Source organism: Microbacterium sp. LWH7-1.2 (assembly GCF_038397755.1).
GTDB lineage: Bacteria > Actinomycetota > Actinomycetes > Actinomycetales > Microbacteriaceae > Microbacterium.
This window is the reverse complement of sequence record NZ_CP151637.1, coordinates 682305-702863: the sequence shown is the minus strand read 5'-3', so window position 1 is coordinate 702863 and position 20559 is coordinate 682305. Positions and strand designations below refer to the sequence as shown.

General features: G+C 69.9%; 20 protein-coding genes and 2 tRNA genes. 15 read left to right on the top strand and 7 right to left on the bottom strand.

Annotation, left to right across the window (positions count from 1 at the left end):
- The first annotated feature begins 2 nt into the window (after nucleotides 1–2).
- The 9 genes from MRBLWH7_RS03330 (at nucleotide 3) to MRBLWH7_RS03290 (ending at nucleotide 11528) form a co-directional block, all read left to right on the top strand.
- Nucleotides 3–1652 (top strand): SulP family inorganic anion transporter, encoded by a 1650-nt coding sequence (locus tag MRBLWH7_RS03330; RefSeq protein ID WP_341999119.1) that lies wholly within the window; start codon nucleotides 3–5, stop codon nucleotides 1650–1652.
- Nucleotides 1653–1765: 113 nt separating this feature from the next.
- A complete protein-coding gene (pepN, locus tag MRBLWH7_RS03325; RefSeq protein WP_342001899.1) occupies nucleotides 1766–4312 on the top strand; it encodes an aminopeptidase N in 2547 nt (848 codons plus the stop codon).
- Nucleotides 4313–4447: 135 nt separating this feature from the next.
- Nucleotides 4448–5359, top strand: a complete 912-nt coding sequence (locus MRBLWH7_RS03320) for an ATP-binding cassette domain-containing protein (protein ID WP_341999117.1) — start codon at nucleotides 4448–4450, stop codon at nucleotides 5357–5359.
- The gene (locus tag MRBLWH7_RS03315; protein WP_341999115.1) at nucleotides 5356–6165 is read left to right on the top strand and encodes an ABC transporter permease subunit; all 810 of its coding nucleotides are present in this window, start codon (nucleotides 5356–5358) and stop codon (nucleotides 6163–6165) included. Before MRBLWH7_RS03320 ends, MRBLWH7_RS03315 begins: the two co-directional genes overlap by 4 nt.
- A gap of 10 nt (nucleotides 6166–6175) precedes the next feature.
- A complete protein-coding gene (locus tag MRBLWH7_RS03310) occupies nucleotides 6176–7477 on the top strand; it encodes a histidine kinase (RefSeq protein WP_341999113.1) in 1302 nt (433 codons plus the stop codon).
- Nucleotides 7474–8187, top strand: coding sequence for a response regulator transcription factor (locus MRBLWH7_RS03305; RefSeq protein ID WP_341999111.1), 714 nt, complete (start codon nucleotides 7474–7476; stop codon nucleotides 8185–8187). Before MRBLWH7_RS03310 ends, MRBLWH7_RS03305 begins: the two co-directional genes overlap by 4 nt.
- 46 nt (nucleotides 8188–8233) lie before the next feature.
- Complete coding sequence (locus MRBLWH7_RS03300; RefSeq protein ID WP_341999109.1) at nucleotides 8234–9346, top strand: mechanosensitive ion channel family protein; 1113 nt, start codon at nucleotides 8234–8236, stop codon at nucleotides 9344–9346.
- Nucleotides 9343–9825 carry a globin gene (locus MRBLWH7_RS03295; protein ID WP_341999107.1) on the top strand — a complete coding sequence of 161 codons (483 nt, stop codon included), beginning with the start codon at nucleotides 9343–9345 and terminating at the stop codon, nucleotides 9823–9825. Before MRBLWH7_RS03300 ends, MRBLWH7_RS03295 begins: the two co-directional genes overlap by 4 nt.
- 44 nt (nucleotides 9826–9869) lie before the next feature.
- Entirely contained in the window at nucleotides 9870–11528 is a 1659-nt protein-coding gene (locus tag MRBLWH7_RS03290; protein ID WP_341999105.1) for an FAD-binding dehydrogenase, read from the top strand.
- Nucleotides 11529–11567: 39 nt separating this feature from the next.
- On the opposite strand, the gene MRBLWH7_RS03285 is transcribed toward MRBLWH7_RS03290, so the two are convergent.
- Nucleotides 11568–12245, bottom strand: a complete 678-nt coding sequence (locus MRBLWH7_RS03285; RefSeq protein WP_341999103.1) for a hypothetical protein — start codon at nucleotides 12243–12245, stop codon at nucleotides 11568–11570.
- Nucleotides 12246–12357: 112 nt separating this feature from the next.
- Here MRBLWH7_RS03285 and MRBLWH7_RS03280 point away from each other — a divergent pair, with 112 nt between their 5' ends.
- The gene (locus tag MRBLWH7_RS03280; RefSeq protein ID WP_342001897.1) at nucleotides 12358–13218 is read left to right on the top strand and encodes an acyl-CoA thioesterase II; all 861 of its coding nucleotides are present in this window, start codon (nucleotides 12358–12360) and stop codon (nucleotides 13216–13218) included.
- 20 nt (nucleotides 13219–13238) lie between these two features.
- Here the strand turns inward: MRBLWH7_RS03280 and MRBLWH7_RS03275 are convergent, their stop codons facing one another.
- The 4 genes from MRBLWH7_RS03275 to ssb all read right to left on the bottom strand — a co-directional run bounded on the left by MRBLWH7_RS03275 (nucleotide 13239) and on the right by ssb (nucleotide 16661).
- A complete protein-coding gene (locus MRBLWH7_RS03275) occupies nucleotides 13239–13760 on the bottom strand; it encodes a thioesterase family protein (protein WP_341999101.1) in 522 nt (173 codons plus the stop codon).
- On the bottom strand, nucleotides 13753–15432 hold the full coding sequence (gene ettA, locus MRBLWH7_RS03270) for an energy-dependent translational throttle protein EttA (protein WP_341999099.1): 1680 nt from the start codon (nucleotides 15430–15432) through the stop codon (nucleotides 13753–13755). Before ettA ends, MRBLWH7_RS03275 begins: the two co-directional genes overlap by 8 nt.
- 113 nt (nucleotides 15433–15545) lie before the next feature.
- Nucleotides 15546–16073: a hypothetical protein gene (locus tag MRBLWH7_RS03265; RefSeq protein ID WP_341999098.1), complete on the bottom strand. Its 528-nt coding sequence runs from the start codon at nucleotides 16071–16073 to the stop codon at nucleotides 15546–15548.
- A gap of 42 nt (nucleotides 16074–16115) precedes the next feature.
- Nucleotides 16116–16661, bottom strand: a complete 546-nt coding sequence (gene ssb, locus MRBLWH7_RS03260; protein ID WP_341999096.1) for a single-stranded DNA-binding protein — start codon at nucleotides 16659–16661, stop codon at nucleotides 16116–16118.
- 90 nt (nucleotides 16662–16751) lie between these two features.
- Between ssb and MRBLWH7_RS03255 the strand changes: the two genes are divergently transcribed.
- Nucleotides 16752–17153 carry a hypothetical protein gene (locus MRBLWH7_RS03255; protein WP_341999094.1) on the top strand — a complete coding sequence of 134 codons (402 nt, stop codon included), beginning with the start codon at nucleotides 16752–16754 and terminating at the stop codon, nucleotides 17151–17153.
- A gap of 31 nt (nucleotides 17154–17184) precedes the next feature.
- On the opposite strand, the gene MRBLWH7_RS03250 is transcribed toward MRBLWH7_RS03255, so the two are convergent.
- On the bottom strand, nucleotides 17185–18609 hold the full coding sequence (locus tag MRBLWH7_RS03250) for a PLP-dependent aminotransferase family protein (protein WP_341999093.1): 1425 nt from the start codon (nucleotides 18607–18609) through the stop codon (nucleotides 17185–17187).
- A 62-nt stretch (nucleotides 18610–18671) separates the two neighbouring features.
- Here MRBLWH7_RS03250 and MRBLWH7_RS03245 point away from each other — a divergent pair, with 62 nt between their 5' ends.
- Nucleotides 18672–19295 carry a hypothetical protein gene (locus MRBLWH7_RS03245; RefSeq protein WP_341999092.1) on the top strand — a complete coding sequence of 208 codons (624 nt, stop codon included), beginning with the start codon at nucleotides 18672–18674 and terminating at the stop codon, nucleotides 19293–19295.
- A 27-nt stretch (nucleotides 19296–19322) separates the two neighbouring features.
- Here the strand turns inward: MRBLWH7_RS03245 and MRBLWH7_RS03240 are convergent, their stop codons facing one another.
- Nucleotides 19323–19535 carry a methyltransferase gene (locus MRBLWH7_RS03240; RefSeq protein WP_341999091.1) on the bottom strand — a complete coding sequence of 71 codons (213 nt, stop codon included), beginning with the start codon at nucleotides 19533–19535 and terminating at the stop codon, nucleotides 19323–19325.
- A gap of 106 nt (nucleotides 19536–19641) precedes the next feature.
- Here MRBLWH7_RS03240 and MRBLWH7_RS03235 point away from each other — a divergent pair.
- The 3 genes from MRBLWH7_RS03235 to MRBLWH7_RS03225 all read left to right on the top strand — a co-directional run bounded on the left by MRBLWH7_RS03235 (nucleotide 19642) and on the right by MRBLWH7_RS03225 (nucleotide 20531).
- Nucleotides 19642–19714, top strand: a tRNA-Arg gene (locus MRBLWH7_RS03235).
- A 77-nt stretch (nucleotides 19715–19791) separates the two neighbouring features.
- Complete coding sequence (orn, locus tag MRBLWH7_RS03230) at nucleotides 19792–20418, top strand: oligoribonuclease (protein WP_159843840.1); 627 nt, start codon at nucleotides 19792–19794, stop codon at nucleotides 20416–20418.
- Between the two features lie 37 nt (nucleotides 20419–20455).
- Nucleotides 20456–20531: transfer RNA gene (locus MRBLWH7_RS03225), tRNA-His, on the top strand.
- Nucleotides 20532–20559 lie beyond the last annotated feature (28 nt).

Genomic DNA, 20559 nt, shown 5'->3' with positions numbered 1-20559 from the left:
CGATGTCGTACACGCGGAATCTCCTCCCCTCGCCCGAGGACTACCGCGGACTGCGCCGCACGTGGCGGGGGGACCTCGTCGCCGGGGTCACGGTCGGGATCGTGGCTCTCCCCCTCGCGCTCGGGTTCGGGGTGAGTTCGGGGCTGACAGCGGAGGCAGGGCTCGTGACCGCGATCGTCGCGGGTGTGCTCGCGGCCGTGTTCGGCGGATCGCATGTGCAGGTGTCGGGGCCGACGGGCGCGATGGTCGTCGTCCTCGTGCCCATCGTCGCCTCGCAGGGACCGGGCGCGGTCGCGGTCGTCAGCATGCTCGCAGGGATCCTCGTGCTCGTCGCCGGACTGCTGCGGCTCGGCCGCGCGGTGTCGTTCATCCCGTGGCCGGTCATCGAGGGGTTCACGCTCGGCATCGCCGTGATCATCTTCCTGCAGCAGGTGCCCCTGCTCGTCTCGCCGACCCTCAGCCCCGCGGGCGAGCACAGCTCGAACGCGGTCATCGCAGCGGCGCAGGCGATCGCGGAGGCCGACTGGGCCTATGTGCCGTGGGCGCTCGCGGCCGCCGGCACGGTGGCCGCCTGCATGCTCGCGGCTCCGCGCATCCATCCCGCGATCCCCGGATCGCTGATCGGGATCGCCGTCGTCACGGTGCTCGCTCTGGTGGTGCCCGATCCGCTGGCGGTGATCGGTCCGCTCCCCGCGACGCTGCCCGCACCCGCGCTTCCGTCACTCGACCCCGCCGAACTCTGGTCCCTGGCCCTCCCCGCGGTGACCGTGGCCGCTCTGGCGGCCATCGAGTCGCTGCTCTCGGCGCGCGTCGCCGCCTCGCTCGCCGACACCGGCAGCTACGACCCCGATCGCGAGCTGATCGGTCAGGGGATCGCGTCCATCGGCTCCGGCCTGTTCGCAGGCATGCCCGCCACCGGCGCGATCGCACGCACCGCGGTCAACGTTCGCTCAGGCGGACGCTCGCGGCTGGCGGCAATGGTGCACGCCATCGTCCTGCTCGGCTTCGTCGTGATCGCCGCGGGTCCGGTGAGCGCGATCCCGCTGGCGGCGCTCGCCGGCGTGCTGACCCTCACCGCGGTGCGGATGGTCCACGCCGCGACCGTGCGCTCGATCCTGGGCTCCACGCGCTCGGACGCCGCCGCGTTCGTTCTGACAGCCGTCGTGACGGTGTCTTTCGATCTGATCGTCGCCGTCGTTATCGGGGTCGCCTGCGCGGGCTTCTTCGCACTGCGCAGCCTCTCGCGGGCGACGTCGGTGCACCGCGAACCACCCTCGGGCGAACCCGCGCCGGAAGACGTGCACATCGCGATCGTGAGTCTGGACGGTCCACTCTTCTTCGCGGCGGCAGACCGGGTGTTCGAGGCGGTCACCGGGCTCACGGGCATCTCGGTCGTGATCCTGCGCATGTCCCGGCTCGAACTGGTCGACGCGACCGGTGCGCGCGTGCTCACCGAGATCGTGCAGACCATGGAGCGTCGAGGCGTCACGGTGCTCATCAAGGGCGTCCAGCCCGGACACGAGGAGCTCTTCCGAACCGTCGGCGTGCTCGGCTCGCTCCGGCACCAGAACCACCTGTTCGCCGATCTCCCCTCTGCGCTGGAGCACGCCCGCAGCCATGTCAGACGACAATCCAGCACCCACAGCACATAGGCTGGGACGGTTGTCATCGGTGCCAGCAGCGCTGGTGGCGGCCGCCGGATCGAACGCTCGCGCGACGAGCCGATCGACCACCTCCGTCATCCTCACCCATGGGAGCCACAGCAGTGCCTGGAGAGAACCTCACCCGCATCGAGGCGCAGGAGCGCCGCGCGATCGTCGACACGCAGTCGTACGAAGTCGCGCTCGACCTGACGAAGGGCGCCGAGGTCTTCGGATCCCGCTCCGTCGTCCGCTTCACGGCGACGCCCGGTGCCTCGACGTTCATCGACCTGATCGCGCGCGAGGTGCGCGAGATCACGCTCAACGGCCGCTCGATCGACACCGCGACGGCGTTCGCGGACTCGCGCATCGCGCTGGACGACCTCGCCGCCGACAACGAGCTCGTGATCGACGCGGACTGCCTGTACACGAACACCGGCGAGGGCCTGCACCGTTTCGTCGACCCTGTCGACGGCGAGGTGTACCTCTACTCGCAGTTCGAGGTGCCCGACTCGCGCCGCGTCTTCGCGGTGTTCGAGCAGCCCGACCTGAAGGCCACGTTCGCCTTCACGGTGACGGCCCCCGAGCCGTGGAAGGTCGTCTCGAACTCCCCCACCCCCGAGCCGAAGAAGCACGGCGACGGCACGGCGACCTGGCGCTTCGAGCCCACGCCGCGCATCTCGTCGTACATCACGGCCCTCATCGCAGGACCCTACGAGGCCACGTTCTCGGAGCTGACCAGCGCGTCGGGCCGGGTCATCCCACTCGGGGTCTACGGCCGCAAGAGCCTCTGGCAGTTCCTCGACGCCGACTACATCTTCGACAAGACGCGCCAGGGCTTCTCCTACTTCGAGGAGAAGTTCGACTACGCCTACCCGTTCGCCAAGTACGACCAGCTCTTCGTTCCGGAATTCAACGCGGGTGCGATGGAGAACGCGGGCGCGGTCACCTTCACCGAGACGTACGTCTTCCGCTCCAAGGTGACCGATGCCGTCAAGGAGCGCCGCGTCGTCACGATCCTGCACGAGCTCGCCCACATGTGGTTCGGCGACCTCGTCACGATGAAGTGGTGGAACGACCTGTGGCTCAACGAGTCGTTCGCCGAGTGGGCGTCGACCATCGCCACCGCCGAGGCCACCGAGTGGACCGAGGCGTGGACCACGTTCAACGCGATGGAGAAGACCTGGGCGTACCGCCAGGACCAGCTCCCGTCGACGCACCCCGTCGTCGCGCAGATCAACGACCTCGAGGACGTGCAGGTCAACTTCGACGGAATCACGTACGCCAAGGGCGGCTCGGTGCTCAAGCAGCTCGCCGCATGGGTCGGCATCGAGGCGTTCTTCGCCGGCGTCGCCGCGTACTTCAAGAAGCACGAGTGGTCGAACACCGAGCTTTCGGACCTGCTCACCGAGCTCGAGGTCACCAGCGGCCGTGAACTGTCGACGTGGTCGAAGAAGTGGCTCGAGACGGCGGGCGTCAACACCCTGTCGCCCGAGATCGTGACGGATGTCGACGGCGCCATCACGCGCTTCGCGATCGTGCAGACGGCGCCGGCCGACTACCCCACGATCCGCCCGCACCGCCTCGGCGTCGGCTTCTACGACCTCGACGGCGGCGCCCTCGTGCGCGTGCACCACGTCGAGCTCGACGTGGACGGCGACCTCACCGAGGTGCCCGAGCTCAAGGGTCTGAAGCGACCCGCGCTCGTGCTCCTGAACGACGAGGACCTCGCGTACGCGAAGATCCGCCTCGACGACCAGTCGCTCGAGACGGCGATCGACCATCTGGGCAAGATCAGCGACCCGCTCGCCCGCTCGTTGGTCTGGGGAGCCGCGTGGGACCAGACGCGCGATGCCGAGGCATCCGCCTCCGACTACGTGGATCTGGTCCTGCGCAACATCGGCGCCGAGACGGAGTCGACCACGGTCCGCACGACCCTCGCGCAACTGCAGCTCGCGGCGAACTCGTACGTCGCGCCCGAGAAGCGGGACGTCACCCGTGCGAAGGTCGCTGACGCGCTGTGGGGCCTCGCCCAGGAGGCGGAGGCCGGAAGCGACAATCAGCTGCAGTTCGTCACCGCGTTCGCATCGGCCGCAGCGACCCCCGGCCAGTGGGAGAAGGTCCGTCAGGTGCGCGATGGCGAGGTCGCCTTCGAGGGACTCGCGATCGACACCGACCTGTCGTGGCAGCTGCTGGTGTCGCTCGCCGCGGGCGGCGTCGTCACGGCGGCCGACATCGACGAGGCCCTCGAAGCCGACAACACCGCCAAGGGCGGCGAGTTCGCGGCGCAGGCCAAGGCGGCACTGCCGTCGGTCGAGGCCAAGGCTGCGGCCTGGTCGTCGCTCGTCGACAGCGACGACCAGCCGAACACCATCGTCCGCGCCGCGGCGCTCGGGTTCGTGCACCCGGCGGGCCGCGACCTCCTCAGCGGCTTCGTCGCGCGCTACTTCGAGTCGCTGCTGCCCATCTGGGACTCGCGCACCTATCAGATCGCGCAGTACCTCATCGTCGGCCTCTACCCTGCTCCGCTCGCCGACATCGCGCTCCGCGACGCCACGCGCGCGTGGCTCGAGGCGAACGCCGATGCGGCTCCGGCCCTGCGCCGCCTGGTCGCCGAGAACCTCGCCGGCGTCGAGCGCGCGCTGTCGGTGCAGGACCGCGACGCTCAGTAATCGGCCGCGACGGATGCCTCGACCCGGCCGGGTCGAGGCATCCGTCGTTTGCGGCACCGTGGTACCACTCGGTCGCCCATGGTTTCATCCCGAAGGCTGACGCGCACGGGCACAGCTGACTCATAGCGTGTGGGCATGATCGTTGCAGAACAGCTCACGAAGCGCTTCGGAGACAAGACCGCGGTGTCCGATGTGTCGTTCACCGTGCAGGCGGGGAAGGTCACCGGGTTCCTCGGCCCGAACGGAGCCGGCAAGTCGACCACGATGCGGATGATCGTCGGCCTCGACCGGCCCACGTCCGGAACCGTCACCGTCGCGGGCCAGAATTACGCGCACCTGCGCTCGCCGCTGACCGAGGTCGGCGTGCTGCTCGACGCCAAGGCGGTGCACACCGGCCGCTCGGCGCGCAGCCACCTGCGAGCGATGGCGGCGACGCACGGCATCGGCCGCGCCCGCGTCGACGAGGTGATCGAGCTCACCGGCATCCAGTCGGTCGCGGGCAAGCGGGCCGGCAAGTTCTCGCTCGGCATGGGTCAGCGGCTCGGCATCGCCGCGGCGCTGCTCGGCGACCCGCGCACCCTCACCCTCGACGAGCCGGTGAACGGCCTCGACCCCGAAGGCGTGAGGTGGGTGCGCCAGTTCGTGCGGCACCTCGCGGCGGAGGGGCGCACCGTGCTCCTGTCCAGCCATCTCATGAGCGAGATGGCGCAGACCGCCGATCACGTGATCGTCCTCGGCCGTGGTGAGGTGCTCGCGGATGCCGAGCTGTCGGAGCTCGTCCGGGCGTGGACCACCAACAACGTCGTGGTGCGCTCGCCCCGCCTGTCGGAGCTCGTCGCCGCCCTCGCGGGGCCCGATGTCACCGTGACCGCCTCAGCACCCGGGGTCGCCGAGATCTCCGGCGTCACCGCCGCATCCATCGGCGATCTCGCCGCCTCGCTCGGCATCCCCGTCCACGAGCTCACCTCCCGCACCGGATCGCTGGAAGACGCCTACCTCGCCCTCACCGGCGACGCCGTCGAGTACACCTCCAAGGAGATCGCATGACCGCCCTCGCTTCCGCCACGCGTGCCGACGCCGGCGCCCGCGCCGTCTCGCCGTACCGCCTGAGCTTCGCCCACCTGCTGCACAGCGAATGGATCAAGATCACGACGCTCCGCTCGACGTGGTGGTCGCTCGGGATCACCGCCCTGCTGTCCATCGGCATCGCGATGATGATCGCGTCGGCGTCCGCCCAGTTCGGTGGCGGCTTCCCCGCGGTCAGCGCGATCCTCTCGCCCACGCAGTTCACGATGCTCGTCGCGGGCATCCTCGGCGCGATCGTCATCACCGGCGAGTACTCGACCGGGATGATCCGCTCCACGCTCACCGCCGAGCCGCGTCGCGGTGCCGTCGTCGCCGCCAAGGCGATCGTCGTCGGCGCGCTCATCGCGGTGACGACAGTCGTGATCTACGCCGTGGCGATCGCGGCGACCGCCCCCTTGGTCGCCGAGGGGATCGACTGGTCGGAGCCGGACCAGTCCATCGTGCCGCTCGCGCTGGGTGTTCTCTCGATGGTGGTCTTCACCCTCATCGGTCTCGGGTTCGGATTCATCCTGCGCAACGGCGCCGGAGCCATCGCGGTGACGGTGGGCGTGCTGTTCGTGCTGCCCATCGTGTTCAGCCTGTTCGCGATGTTCGGTGAGAGCTGGAGCTGGATCGCCGACCTCGCAGAGTACCTCCCGATGAACGCCGCGACCGAGGTGACCGCACCGGGCGCCGAGGACCTCGCCGTCCCGCTGCTGACCCTGGCGGTCTGGGGCCTCGTCCCCCTCGTCGGCGGCTGGGCGGTGCTGCGCGGCCGCGACGCGTAGAGTCGACCGAATGCCGCGATCCGCCAGCCAGGCCGTCGTCGGCGCCGCTCCCGGCGCCGACGACGGCCTCCTGCTGCCCCGCCCTCCGGGCGTCTTCCGGCGCTTCTGGGCGCGGCATCCGCGGTTCGCCGACGTGGTCGTCGCCGTCGTCGCGTTCCTGCTGTCGGTGCCCACCGCGGCGATCCGCTCCGAATACCCCGTGCCTCCGACGGGGGCGCAGACCGTGTTCGCGATCGTCGTCGTGACCGGCGCGTGCGTCGCGCTGCTGTTCCGGCGCTCTCGGCCGCTCCTCGTCTTCGCCGTGGCCGCCCTGCCCTTGGTGATCCTGCCGCCGAGCCTGGTCCCCATATCGCATGTCCTTCCCGCCTTCGCGATCTATGCGGTCGCCGTCTATCGATCGGTGCGGTCGTGCTGGATCGCGTTCGCCTCGGTGACCGCGCTGATGGCGGTGTACACGCTCATCGCCGGCTTCGCGGATCCCGCAACGTGGAGCTACCTCCTCACCTCGCTGGTATCGGGGGCGATCGCGCTGCTGATCGGCGCCCTGATCGGGATCAACGTCGGAAACCGCCGCCGGTATCTGGAAGCGCTCATCGACCGCTCGCGGCAACTGCTGGTCGAACGGGACCAGCAGGCGCGCCTGGGCGCCGCGGCCGAGCGCACGCGCATCGCGCGCGAGATGCACGACATCGTCTCGCACAACCTGACCGTCGTCGTCGCCCTCGCGGAGGGGGCGACCGCGACATCCGACATCAGGCGCGCCCGCGCCGCCACCGAGCAGATCGCCGCCACGGCTCGAGGTGCGCTGACCGAGATGCGCGCGATGCTCGGGGTGCTGCGCGACCCCGATCTCTCCCCCGACGCGCCGCTCGCGCCGATCGAGTCGGCGTCCGTCGCCGATGCGGTCGAATCCGCCCAGCGGGCGGGGTTCCCCGTCATGCTGCAGGTGGAGGGTCGCCTCGACGACGTGCCGGCGGAAGTGCGGTTCGCGGTGGCGCGCATCGTGCAGGAGTCGCTCACGAACGCGATGCGGCACGCACCGCTCGCCACCGCGATCGAGGTGCGGATCGCCGCTCGGGCGGACGCCGTCGACCTCGCCATCGTCAACGACGGGGTGCGGCCCCGCACGGATGCTGCGGACCCGCCGGCACGCGCCGGGTTCGGTCTCCCCGGACTCCGCGAGCGCGCGGCCCACGTGGGAGGGACGCTGGAGGCGGGAGCGGTCGCCGGCAGGAGGTGGGCGGTGCGGGCCTCGCTGCCACTGCCCGCGCACGCGAGCGCGACGACCGCAGCAAAGGAGAACCGACCATGACCACCCCCATCCGCGTCCTCCTGGTCGACGATCAGGAGCTGATCCGGCTCGGGTTCCGCCTCGTGCTCGAGGCAGAGCCGGACGTCGCCGTCGTGGGCGAAGCGGCCGACGGCGACGAGGCGGTGCGCGCCGCCGCCGCGCACGCCCCCGACGTGGTGCTGATGGACATACGGATGCCGCGTACCGACGGCATCGCCGCCACCCGGTCGATCGTCGCCGCTCACCCGCGGACGCGCGTGCTCATCCTGACCACGTTCGACCTCGACGAGTACGCGCTGGGGGCCCTCGATGCCGGCGCGAGCGGGTTCCTCCTCAAGGATGCGCAGCGCTCCGAGCTGACCGCCGCGATCCGCGCGCTGCATCGCGGCGATGCCGTGCTGGCGCCCTCGGTCACACGGCGACTCATCGACAGGCTCCATGCGGCGCCCCCGGCGGCGGCACCGCATGCGTCGTCAGCGTCCGACCCGACGACGGAGCTCACCGAACGCGAACGGGACGTCTTCATCGCGATCGCCCAGGGGATGAACAACGCCGAGATCGCGCGGCACCTGTTCCTGAGCGAATCGACGGTGAAGACGCATGTCGGCCGGGTGCTGGGCAAGATCAGGGCACGCGACCGCGTGCACGCGGTGATCCTCGCCCACCGGCACCGACTCGTGGATGCGTCCGTGCCCCTGCCTTCGGTTGGTGACGAGTCACCCACGCCCTGAGCGCCGCCCAGGCTGAGCGCAGCTCGACGTCGTTAGGATCGTGACGATGATCCGCGTCCCCCTCGAACCCACTCCCGCCCCGCAAGCCCCCGACCTCACCGACGTCGGGCTCTGGCGGGACGTCGGCGACTTCTTCGTCATGGCAGGCTGGAACCTCTTGGCGGTGGCCGGCATCATCGTCGGCGCGGTGCTCGTCGTGTGGATCCTGCGCTTCGTCATCCACCGCGTCGTCGGGCGCATCGTCAACGGAGCCAAGAACAAGGCGAATGTCGACGACACACAGGCGCTCGAGAGGTCGCCGCTGGCGTCGGTGCGGCTCGTCCAGCGCACGCGCACCCTCGGGTCGATCCTCAGCAACATCGTCAACGTGACCGTCGTGATCATCGCGCTGCTGCTGATCATCAACGTGCTGGCGCCGACCGCGCTCGGCTCGCTCACGCTCCTGACCGCCGCCATCGGCGCGGGCCTCGGCTTCGGCGCGCAGAACATCGTGAAAGACGTGCTCAACGGCATCTTCATCGTCGCGGAGGACCAGGTGGGGATCGGCGACGTGGTCGACCTCGGCCTGGCGACCGGCATCGTCGAGTACGTGAGCGTCCGCGTCACGCACGTGCGCGACGTCAACGGCACCCTCTGGTACGTGCGCAACGGCGAGATCCTGCGCATCGGCAACCTGTCGCAGGGCTGGTCGCGCGTCATCCTCGACCTCTCGGTGGCGACCGACTCCGACATCGGCGAGGTCGAGAGGGTGATGCTCGACACCGCGAAGGCGCTCGCGAAGGATCCGAAGTGGCGCACACGCATCCTCGAGCAGCCCGAGGTGTGGGGTCTCGAGTCGATCTCGGGCGATGCGCTCGTGATCCGTCTCGTCATGAAGACCCGCGCGAACGCCAAGGACGACGTCGCCCGCGAGCTGCGCATGCGCCTCAAGCACGCCATCGACGAGATGGGGATCACGCTCCCGGCGCTCGCCGCGGTCATGCCGAGCGGGCTCGAGGGTGCCCAGCGCGTGCGCGGTGCCAACCCGCCGAAGACGAAGCCCACGCCTGTCGCCTCCGCGCCCGAGCGCGCGGTGTGGAAGCCCAAGCGAACCCCCAAGAAGCCGTCGACAGCGCCCACGGGCGACGAATCCGGCACCACCACCGGAGGAACCCCATGACCGACTCCGCCACCCCGCTGAGCTTCTACGACGAGGTCGGCGGCCACGACACGTTCGTGCGGCTGGTCGACGCGTTCTACCGGGGCGTCGCCGACGACGAGGTGCTGAGGCCCATGTATCCCGAGGAGGACCTCGGGCCCGCGAAGGAGCGCCTCACGCTGTTCCTCGAGCAGTACTGGGGCGGTCCGACGACGTACAGCCAGGAGCGCGGCCACCCCCGGCTGCGTATGCGGCACGCGGCGTTCCATGTCGACCCCGACGCGCGCGACCGGTGGCTCGGGCACATGCGCGTCGCCGTGGACGAGCTCCACCTCCCGCCGCTGCACGAGGCGACGCTCTGGGATTACCTCCAGCGCGCCGCGTATGCCATGGTGAACACCTTCGAGCCCTCGGGCATCGGACCCGCCGCAGGAGCGAGGGCTGCGGCATCCCTCCCCGTCACGGCGGCACCGCCGGCCGACGCCGACCCCGCTCGCTGAGTCACCCGACTCGGCTCCACCCCGCCGCCGACGAAGGAGTCGACATGCCCTCCCACCACACCGACATCCTCGTCATCGGATGGGGGCTCGCCGGCCTCGTCGCCACCGCGGAGGCGGTCGCCGCGGGCAAGCGCGTGACGATCGTCGACCAGGAGCCGCGGTCGAACCTCGGTGGGCAGGCGTGGTGGTCGTTCGGCGGGCTGTTCTTCATCGATTCGCCCGAGCAGCGCCGGCTGGGCATACGGGATTCGCTCGAGCTGGCGCGACAGGACTGGTTCGGCAACGCGGGATTCGACCGCGACGACGACCTCTGGCCGCGACGGTGGGCCGAGGCCTACCTGCAGTTCGCGCACGAGGAGAAGCGGGCGTGGCTGCGCGAGAAGGGCGTCGGCTTCTTCCCGATCGTCGGCTGGGCGGAGCGCGGCGGGTACACCGCGACCGGACCGGGCAACTCGGTGCCGCGCTTCCACATCACATGGGGAACCGGCCCGGGGATCGTCGCACCGTTCCAGGCGGCGGTGGAGGCCGGTGAGGCCGACGGGCGCGTGACGATCCTGCCCCGTCACCGGGTCACGTCGCTCACCGTCGACGGCGGGGTCGTCACGGGCGCCGCCGGCGATGTCCTGGCGCCCTCCGGAGCCGCACGCGGCGTCGCGAGCTCGCGGGAGGCCGTCGACACATTCACCGTCACCGCAGCCGCGACGATCGTGTCGTCGGGGGGAATCGGCGGCAACCACGACCTCGTGCGCCAGTGGTGGCCGGAGCGCCTCGGCACTCCCCCGGCGACGATGGTGACGGGCGTGCCCGCCTACGTGGACGGGTCGATGCAGCCGGTGTTGGCGGCGGCCGGTGCTCGGCTGATCAACGGCGACCGCATGTGGCACTACGTCGAGGGGATCCAGAACTGGGATCCGATCTGGCCGGATCACGGCATCCGCATCCTCCCCGGTCCCTCGTCGGTGTGGCTCGACGCGACCGGCAGCCGGCTGCCGGTGCCGCTGTTCCCCGGCTTCGACACGCTCGGCACGCTCGCGCATCTGCGGGCGACCGGCCACGACCACTCATGGTTCGTGCTGTCGCAGAAGATCATCGAGAAGGAGTTCACACTCTCGGGCAGTGAGCAGAACCCCGACCTCACCGGGAAGGACGTCAAGCTCCTTGCGAAGTCCCGCCTCGGCAAGGGCGCCGCCGGTCCCGTTCAGGCCTTCATGGATCGCGGCGCCGACTTCGTCGTGCGCGACAGCCTCGACGACCTGATCGCAGGGATGCAGGCGCTCCCCGGCGGCGACGTGCTCGACGCCGACCGGGTGCGGTTCGAGGTCGAATCCCGCGACCGGGAGATCGACAACGACTTCACCAAGGACGCCCAGATCGCCATGCTGCGCTCAGCGCGCGCGTTCCGCGGCGATCGGCTCATCCGCACCGCGAGCCCGCACCGGATCCTCGACCCGAAGTCGGGTCCGCTCATCGCCGTGAAGCTGCACGTGCTCACCCGAAAGTCCCTCGGTGGCATCGAGACCGACCTGTCAGCACGCGCGCTCGGCGCCGCGGGCGAGCCCGTGCCCGGACTGTACGCCGCGGGCGAAGCGAGCGGTTTCGGCGGCGGCGGCGTCCACGGCTATCGCGCACTCGAGGGAACGTTCGTAGGCGGATGCCTCTTCTCGGGACGGGTCGCCGGGCGCGCCGCGGCCACGGCCGTCTAGGCCGGAATCGTTCACCGTCCGCTCAGTCCGGCTGCCGACTCAGCTCGCCGATGATCCCGTCCGCCGCACGGGCGTGAGGCCGGTCGCCACCGGACCGCGCACCAGAACGTGCCCTCGGGACAGGCTCACACGCGTCCACGGCCCGCTCGCGAACACCCGTGCGGTCTCGCCGCCGCTGATGAAGCCGAGGCTCAACGCCGCGAACGCGACGCCGAGCGGGAGGCCTCCCAGCTCTTCGTCGGGCGCGCCCCACACCGCGGCGCGGACCGTGCGCACCACGTCTTCGCCGGCATCGGTCGGCACCGTGTCGGCGACGCGCGCGATCCCGCCCTGCGCCTTGGCGGCGAGCGTCGACGCCTCGATGCCCGGCCGTGCATGCCAGCCGCCGCGCGGCGGGGTGATCCCGGCCCACGCCGGCGACAGGGCGGTCTCGGGGAGCATGAGAGCTCGCGGATCGTCGGTCGTGGCGGAGAGAGCGGATGCCTCGACCACGAGGTCGCATACGAGCTCGGGGTCTGCGCCGAGCGAGCGCAGAGCGAGGACGGTCGGCGTCGGATCACCGAAGCCCCGCGGCGCCAGGGGGGCGGCGGTCATCGCCAGCACCCCGCCCGACGCTTGCAGCCGGACGCCTTCGACGGTGAAGCGCGCTGCCCTACCCGCGAAGGTGAGGGCGTCGGCGGCGGACTCGGGATCGGCGAGCAACAGGCGCGGTGACATCGCCCTCTAAGCTACCAAGCGGACCTACGGGCGGCCGCCGCCCCGGAGAGGAGCACCCGTGGATGCCGAGCCGAACGCCGAGACGGCGCCGGAGAAGGATCCGGTCGCGTCGATGCTGTCGGTCATCGATCTGAGCGCGTCCGACGCGCGCACCACGGAAGACATCTTCACCGGCCGATCGCAGTCGATGCCGCTCGGCCGCGTGTACGGCGGGCAGGTGCTCGCGCAGTCCATCGTCGCCGCGTCGCGCACGATCCCGCAGGAGCGGATCGTGCACTCGATGCACGGGTACTTCCTGCGTCCGGGCGACTCGACAGAGGGCATCACCTTCTCCGTGGATCGCATCCACGACGGACGCTCGTTCTCGACCCGGCGCACGCAGGCGTTCCAGGAGGGCGTCCCGATCTTCTCGATGATCGCGTCGTTCCAAGACGAGGACCCGGGATTCGACCACCAGGAGCCCATGCCCGAAGGCGTTCCGGCGCCGGAGGACCTCCCCGACATAGAGGCGCATCTCGGTGGGCTCCACCCGATGTCGAAGCGGCTCTTCACCGACCGGCCGGTGGATCTGCGGCACATACCGGCGCCCATCTACCTCACGGCCGGGGCCGAGAAGGCTCCGCGCCAGGCGGTCTGGATGCGCGTGCGCCGACCGATCCCAGACGATCCTGCGGTCCACCGCTCCGCGCTGGCATACCTCAGCGACCTGACGATCCAGGAGTCGATCCTCCGTGCCCACGGAGTCTCGTGGGCGACGCCGGGCCTGAAGGTCGCGAGCCTCGACCACGCGATGTGGTGGCATCGCTTCGGACGCGTCGACGAATGGATGCTGTACGTCCAGGAATCGCCGAGCGCCCGCGGTGGCCGCGGCCTCGCGTCAGGACGGATCTACGCCGCAGACGGGACGCTGATGGCCAGTGTGGCGCAGGAGATCATGATCCGCGTCCCCGGTGCAGGCGACGATGTCGGCTGAGTGGGCGCCGGTGGGCGGTTTCAGCGACGGTGGGTGTAGGAGATCGGCTCGCCGACGTAGGGCCCCCACGCCGCGCGCTCCTCGCTCGTGAGTCGAAGCGGACGACCGGTCTCGGCGTCCACCTTCACGATCACCGTGGTGGCGCGTGCGTACAGGGTTCGGCCGCCTGCCGCGGACTCGACCGGGCTGTACACCTCGTAGCAGACTTCGATGCTCGAGCCGCCCAGTTTCCCGAACCACATCTGCACGTCGAGCGGATGTCGCTGGTACGGCACCGGGGCCAGGTATTCGATCTCCTGACGGGCGATGAGCGTCAGCATCCCGCTGAAGATGCTCGAATCGAGTACGGCCGTGGCTGGCGCATCCTCGCCGGGCTCGGGCAGCCAGAACGCCCGGACGCGCGCCTCTTCGAGGAGCTTGAGCATCGACGTGTTGTTGACATGGTTGAACGCGTCGAGGTCCCCCCATCTCAGGTGGATGGGGATGTGCACGCGGCGGTCGCCTCCCGTGGCTGCGACCGCCACGTCGCCCGTCTCAGTCACGCGTGAGCTTGCGGTACGCGGTGCGGTGCGGACGCGCAGCCTCCGCTCCGAGGCGTTCGATCTTGTTCGCCTCGTACGCTTCGAAGTTGCCCTCGAACCAGTACCACTGGTCGGGGTTCTCGTCGGTGCCCTCATACGCGAGGATGTGGGTCGCGATGCGGTCGAGGAACCAGCGGTCGTGCGTGATGACCACCGCGCAGCCGGGGAACTCGAGCAGCGCGTTCTCCAACGACTGGAGCGTCTCGACATCCAGGTCGTTGGTGGGCTCGTCGAGGAGCAGCAGGTTGCCGCCCTCCTTGAGCGTCAATGCGAGGTTGAGACGATTGCGCTCACCACCGGAGAGCACGCCGGCCTTCTTCTGCTGGTCCGGTCCCTTGAAGCCGAACTTCGACACGTACGCGCGCGAGGGGATCTCGGTCTTGCCGACCGTGATGATGTCGAGCCCGTCCGAGACGACCTCCCACAGGCTCTTCTGCGGGTCGATGTTCGCGCGCGACTGGTCGACGTAGCTGATCTTGACCGTCTCGCCGACCTTGAGGTCGCCGCCGTCGAGGGACTCGAGGCCCACGATGGTCTTGAAGAGCGTGGTCTTGCCGACACCGTTCGGGCCGATCACGCCGACGATGCCGTTCGGCGGGAGCGTGAAGCTCAGCCCGTCGATCAGCGACCGGCCGTCGAAGCCCTTCTGCAGCTTCTTCGCCTCGATCACGACGCTGCCCAGGCGCGGACCCGGCGGGATCGTGATCTCCTCGAAGTCGAGCTTCCGGGTCCGGTCGGCCTCGGCCGCCATCTCCTCGTAACGGGCGAGTCGAGCCTTCGACTTCGCCTGGCGCCCCTTCTGGTTCGAGCGGACCCAGTCCAGCTCCTCGGCGAGCCGCTTGGCGAGCTTGGCGTCCTTCTTGCCCTGGATCGCCAGACGCTCCGCCTTCTTCTCGAGGTAGGTCGAGTAGTTGCCCTCATATCCGATGAGGCGGCCGCGGTCGACCTCGGCGATCCACTCGGCCACGTTGTCGAGGAAGTACCGGTCGTGCGTGATCGCGATCACCGCCCCGGGGTATTTCTGCAGGTGCTGCTCGAGCCAGAGCACGCTCTCGGCGTCGAGGTGGTTGGTGGGCTCGTCGAGGAGCAGCAGGTCGGGCTTCTGCAGCAGCAGCTTGGTGAGCGCGACGCGGCGCTTCTCACCACCCGAGAGGGGCCCGATCTCCGCGTCGCCCGGCGGGGTGCGCAGAGCGTCCATCGCCTGCTCCAGCTGGGAGTCGAGGTCCCAGGCGTCGGCGGCGTCGATCTCCTCCTGGAGGACGCCCATCTCCGCGAGCAGCGCGTCGAAGTCGGCGTCGGGGTCGGCCATGAGGCCGGAGATCTCGTTGAACCGGTCGACTTTGGCCTTGATGGCGATGCCGTCCTGGATGTTCTCGAGAACCGTCTTGGTCTCGTCGAGCTCCGGCTCCTGCATGAGGATTCCGACGGTGAAGCCCGGGCTGAGCTTCGCCTCGCCGTTCGACGGGGTGTCGAGACCGGCCATGATCTTGAGGATCGTCGACTTTCCGGCGCCGTTCGGGCCCACCATGCCGATCTTCGCGCCAGGGAGGAACGCCATCGTGACGTCGTCGAGGATCAGTTTCTCGCCGACGGCCTTACGGGCTCGGACCATCGAGTAGATGTACTCAGCCATGCGGGTTTCTGCTCTCCTTGGACTTCAGACGTCAGCGTCCCAGCCTACCGGGCGTCGCGGTGAGCGGCGTGAGCTCGTCCCGCGTCCGCCACCGCGCGTCGGGTGGTCCGACCTCACCAGTCGATCGGGCGGGTCTGCCCCACGAGGCAGTTTCCCTCCGCGAGCACCGGGACCACGACCGTGACGGGTTCTCCCGTCGCGGGGCCGACCTGGCCGATGAGGCACTGATCGTTCCAGCGCACCGAGAACTGGATGCTCTCGGCGGGATTGCCCACCGTCGATGTGTCCTGCGTGACCTGCATCGCGGCCTTGTCGAACCCCGCCGCCGTGAGCGCATCGACGTACGCGCGCCCGGTGACGCGGGCATCGGTCGCCCACACGGCGGCGGTGACCGACGAGAACAGCGGGAGGTTGTCCTCCGCGGTGCCGTCGGGCACGAGCGTGGGTGCGGCCGGCGCGGTCGGCGTGGCGCTCGGGTGAGGTGCACTTTCCGTCGTCGTGACCGTGGGCGCCGGGGTCGGCTCCGGGCCGTCAGGGCTGCAGGCGGTGAGCGCGCCGAGGAGCGCGATGACGGCGATCGCCCGCGAGGCGCGCCTCGAACGGACATCGGAGCGAGCGCGGGGCGGGAGGTCTCGGGCCACGGGGAGAGTTTAGGGCCGCCGCCCCCGCACACGCTGAACGCCTCAGAACGGCGTCTCCGCATCCACACCAGCGCGGTCGTCGCCCGATCCGACCGCCACGAGCACGGGCTTGGCGACTTCTTCCCCCTCTCCGGGCTCGTGCGCTCCGTCGACGCCGGGCGCCGCCCAGACATCGCCGGCGGGCGCCGTCGACCAGGTCTGCGATGTGTCGGTCGTCGCGGCCCGCGAGTCCTTCTGGAACGTCGTCGTCCCCCAGCGCAGATCGTGCCCGATGGCGTCGACGTCGATCTCGATGGCCGTGCCCCTGCGGGTGCCGTTGTCCCATTCGCGAAGTCGCAGGCGACCCGTGAGGATCACGCGATCGCCCTTCTGGAGCGATCGGTGGGCGTGCTCGGCCAGCGTGCGGAACAGCGAGACGGTGTACCAGTTCGTTCCAGCGTCGGTCCAGCCTCCGGCTTCCCGGCTGTACCGCCGCTGACCGCTCGCCACCCGGAACGTGACGATCGCGACTCCGGCCGGCGTCTGCTTCAGTTCGGGCGGTGTCGCCACGTTGCCGGTGATCGTGATCGTGTCGCCTGTGTCGCTCATGGCTCATCCTCTCTGTCGTCCCGAGGACCGTCCCCGGTACTGCCGGCGCCCCGTGCCCGAGGACGCCGGCAGTGGATTCAGCGTCGCCCCGTGCGGGTGTTCGGCGCGCACCGGCGTAGCGATCTGTGGATAGCGGTCGCCCCCGCGCCGCTGGGGAGGAAACGCCGGAAGAACCGCGAAGCCGGAATGTCGGAGCACGTAGGTATGTTCGAAGGAAAGGGAGGCAACATGTCAGCTGTCATCGAAGCCCGCACATCGGCCACGCCGCTCCTCGCTCCGCGCACCCGCATGCGCCTCGTCGCCGCGGCGCCCGCTCTCTGGCGGGTGCTGGAGCCGGGTGGGCGCGTGATCGGTCATCTCCAAACGGTCGCCCAGGCGGGCGGCCTCCGCTTCCGTGCGCGACGCTACAACCCAGCGACTCACGCATTCCGCGATCTCGGCGATTTCTGGAGCGCCGACGATGCGGTCGAAAGCCTGACGTCCGCCCGCTGAGACACGCCCGGCCAGGATCTTCACCGTGGTCTCAGATGACCGCGCCGACCTGCTCCACGATCGTCGACGGCGCTCCGGCCCGCACCGACGACCAGGCGTCCGCGAGCACGTCCGCGGCACGCACCATCTCCTCGGGGGGTGCGGTGAAGGGCACCCGGAGGTGTCGCTCATGCCCACCATCGACGGAGAACCGCGGGCCTGCACTCAGCAGCACACCGCGTGATCGGGCTTCGATGACCAGAGCCGAGCTGAGTGGGGCGCCGAGCTCGATCCAGAGCGAGACGCCGCCGTGAGCACTCGGCAGATCCCACGAGGGCAGCCGCTCCCGCAGTGCCCGTACGAGCGCGTCGCGTCCCGAGCGCAGCAACTCCGAGCGCTGGACGACGATGTCGTCGAAGTGCGACAGCAGGCGGGTGGCGATCGCCTGCTCGAACTCGGGGGTGCCTAGGTCGTGCGCCGGCCGCGCCGCCACGAGTCTGCGGATGAGATCCCCGTCGGCGCGCACCCACCCGAGCCGCAGCCCACCCCACACGGTCTTGCCCAGGGACCCGATCCGCACGACTGTGCCGGGCTCGGATGCCGTGAACCCCGGCGCGAACGATCCGCGGTCGATGTCGAGATCCGCGGTCGTCTCGTCGAGGACCAGCACAGACCCCGAACGCTCCCCCGCGGCGAGCATCACCTCGCGCTCCTCGACGCTCATGCTCCGGCCCGTCGGATTCTGGAAGTCGGGCATCAGGTACGCCATCACCGGGAGAGTCCGGGCGAACGCCTGCTCGGCCCGATCGAGATCCCAGCCGTCCTCGGTGGTCACTGGCACACCCACGAGACGCGCCCCAGCCCGTCGCAGCGCGTCCGCCGCGTGCGGATATGTGGGCGTTTCCACGAGCACGCGGTCTCCTCGCCCGATGAGCAGCGTCGACACGAGGTGAATCGCGCTCTGCGCTCCGGTCGTGACGAGCACCTCGTCCGGACGCGTCGGAATTCCCCGCGCGGTGTACCGCTCAGCGACCACCTCACGCAGCTCGATCCGACCCAGAACGTCGTACCCCACGCGCGAGACCAGCGCAGATGCGCCGCCGGCGGTCTCGGCCATGATTCCCGCCAGCCCCGGCCAGGCGGGTGGGCTCGCCTGCTGAAGGTCGATCATCCCCTCCCCGGCGTCGGTGCGTCCCGGATCTCGGCGCCCGAGCGGCAGGGTGACGCTGCCCGATCCGCGCAGACTCGCGATGTGCTCGGTCGCGCGCAGGCTCCGGTAGGCCGCGGCGACGGTGCTGCGGCTCACGTGCAGCGCGCTCGCGAGCTCTCGCTCGGCCGGCAGCGCGGTGCGCGGCGCGAGCCGGTTGTCGAGACAGAGCAGTCGGATGCCGTCGGCCAGCGCCTCGTACGCCGGCTCGCGCGTGCGCCAGCCACCGAGTGCAGCGGCGAGGGCGCGCGCGGAAATGCGGGAGTCCATAGGGCCAGCGTACCCATATTGGACTGCAGTCAGCGGGCCAATCATGAGATTGGATGGACTTCATGCCACGCCGAATCGTCCAGTTGCTCGTCGGTCTCTTCCTCTACGGAGCCGGTTGCGCGCTCACCGTCGAAGCCGGACTGGGCGTCGATCCCTGGACGGTCTTCGCGCAGGGCTTGTCCGTGCGCACAGGCATCGGGATCGGCTGGATCACCAACATCGTGGGATTCTTCGTGCTGCTGCTCTGGATCCCCCTCCGCCAGAAGCCGGGCATCGGCACGATCGCCAACATCCTCCTCGTCGGCACGAGCATGCAGATCGTGCTCGCCGTCGTGCCGCCCGTGTCGGGCTTCGCCGCCCAGCTCGCGACACTCCTCGGCGGCATCGTCCTGGTCGCGGTCGCGTCAGGACTCTACATCGGCGCCCACTTCGGCCCGGGCCCGCGCGACGGACTCATGACGGGCATGAACGCCCGCCTCGGCTGGCCGATCTGGGTGTGCCGGGCCTTCGTCGAGATCTCGGTGCTGCTCGTGGGCTGGCTGCTCGGTGGCACGGTCGGCATCGGCACGGTGCTCTTCGCCGTCCTGATCGGCCCGCTGGTGCATATCGCGCTGCCCCTGCTCGACGCGCGCAACGCCGGCGCGCGTCAGGGCCGAAGGATCGGCGTGACGCGCGCCACCCGGTGACCCCCGGAACCGGGCGCGCAGCGCGGGTCAGTGCTCGCGGAACATGGGCCAGTCGCTGCCTGGCGTCATGTGCGCGTGCAACGCGCTCTTCGCGATCTCCATCGTCGGGTACGTGCCTGTCGCTTCGCTCGCACCGGCCATGGTGACCGTGTAGCCGTCTTCGTCCTTTCGGATGCTTCCGGCGACGCCGGATGCTCCATAGGCGACCCAGAGAGGGTGGTGCGTCTCCGTGGTGCTCATCGGTGAACTCCTTTCGATGCCTCCGCTGCTGACGCTACGCCGAGACTCCGTCATCCGCCAGCGTCCGCGACGGCGTGGTGCGACCCGGTAGTGTGGAAGAACCCTTCCCTCCGTAGCTCAGGGGACAGAGCGAGCGGTTTCTACCCGCCAGGTCGGGGGTTCGAATCCTCCCGGAGGGGCGAACGGGTCCGGCGTGGGAGTCGGCACCCGCGTTCAGGCCTGTGGGATGTCTGGACTTGCGACAAGGATGGAGCACATGGTGGGGGCATCCGAGAACGACCGTCTGGTGTGGATCGACTGCGAGATGACCGGGCTCGACCTCGGCGTGGACGAACTGGTGGAGATCGCAGTGGTCGTCACCGACTTCGAGCTGCGCACGCTCGATCCGGGCTTCTCCGTCGTGATCAAGCCGGACGACTCGGCGCTGGCGAACATGAACGAGTTCGTCACGAACATGCATCGGACCTCCGGGCTGCTCGACGAGATCCCGCAGGGCGTGAGCCTGGCGGACGCCGAATTCCAGGTGCTCGAGTACATCCAGCGCTTCGTCCCGCTCGAGGGCAAGGCTCCTCTCGCCGGGAACACCATCGGCACTGACCGCATGTTCCTCGCGAAGTACATGCCGCGCGTCGACCGCTGGCTGCACTACCGCAACGTCGACGTGTCGAGCATCAAAGAGCTCTCGCGCCGCTGGTACCCCCGCGCGTACATCCACGCACCCGCGAAGGACGGCGGCCATCGCGCCCTCGCCGACATCCTCGAGTCGATCCGCGAACTCGCGTATTACCGTCAGGCGGTGTTCGTTCCGGAGCCCGGGCCGACGAGCGACGGCGCGCGCGCAGCTGCTGCCGCCGTCGTGTCGTCGTTTGCTCCGGAGGTGTGAGAGAATCGTCTGGTTGCCCGCGCGAGCGGGAGACATGGTGGGTATAGCTCAGTTGGTAGAGCACCTGGTTGTGGTCCAGGGGGTCGCGGGTTCAAGTCCCGTTACTCACCCCAGATCAATCGAATGGGGCGCGTCTCACGC

Coding starts and splice junctions, on each gene's coding strand:
- MRBLWH7_RS03330 (WP_341999119.1), top strand. CDS start 3: ATGTCGTACACGCGGAATCTCCTCCCCTCGCCCGAGGACTACCGCGGA.
- MRBLWH7_RS03320 (WP_341999117.1), top strand. CDS start 4,448: ATGATCGTTGCAGAACAGCTCACGAAGCGCTTCGGAGACAAGACCGCG.
- MRBLWH7_RS03315 (WP_341999115.1), top strand. CDS start 5,356: ATGACCGCCCTCGCTTCCGCCACGCGTGCCGACGCCGGCGCCCGCGCC.
- MRBLWH7_RS03310 (WP_341999113.1), top strand. CDS start 6,176: ATGCCGCGATCCGCCAGCCAGGCCGTCGTCGGCGCCGCTCCCGGCGCC.
- MRBLWH7_RS03305 (WP_341999111.1), top strand. CDS start 7,474: ATGACCACCCCCATCCGCGTCCTCCTGGTCGACGATCAGGAGCTGATC.
- MRBLWH7_RS03300 (WP_341999109.1), top strand. CDS start 8,234: ATGATCCGCGTCCCCCTCGAACCCACTCCCGCCCCGCAAGCCCCCGAC.
- MRBLWH7_RS03295 (WP_341999107.1), top strand. CDS start 9,343: ATGACCGACTCCGCCACCCCGCTGAGCTTCTACGACGAGGTCGGCGGC.
- MRBLWH7_RS03290 (WP_341999105.1), top strand. CDS start 9,870: ATGCCCTCCCACCACACCGACATCCTCGTCATCGGATGGGGGCTCGCC.
- MRBLWH7_RS03285 (WP_341999103.1), bottom strand. CDS start 12,245: ATGTCACCGCGCCTGTTGCTCGCCGATCCCGAGTCCGCCGCCGACGCC.
- MRBLWH7_RS03280 (WP_342001897.1), top strand. CDS start 12,358: ATGCTGTCGGTCATCGATCTGAGCGCGTCCGACGCGCGCACCACGGAA.
- ettA (WP_341999099.1), bottom strand. CDS start 15,432: ATGGCTGAGTACATCTACTCGATGGTCCGAGCCCGTAAGGCCGTCGGC.
- ssb (WP_341999096.1), bottom strand. CDS start 16,661: ATGAGCGACACAGGCGACACGATCACGATCACCGGCAACGTGGCGACA.
- MRBLWH7_RS03250 (WP_341999093.1), bottom strand. CDS start 18,609: ATGGACTCCCGCATTTCCGCGCGCGCCCTCGCCGCTGCACTCGGTGGC.
- MRBLWH7_RS03245 (WP_341999092.1), top strand. CDS start 18,672: ATGCCACGCCGAATCGTCCAGTTGCTCGTCGGTCTCTTCCTCTACGGA.
- MRBLWH7_RS03240 (WP_341999091.1), bottom strand. CDS start 19,535: ATGAGCACCACGGAGACGCACCACCCTCTCTGGGTCGCCTATGGAGCA.
- orn (WP_159843840.1), top strand. CDS start 19,792: ATGGTGGGGGCATCCGAGAACGACCGTCTGGTGTGGATCGACTGCGAG.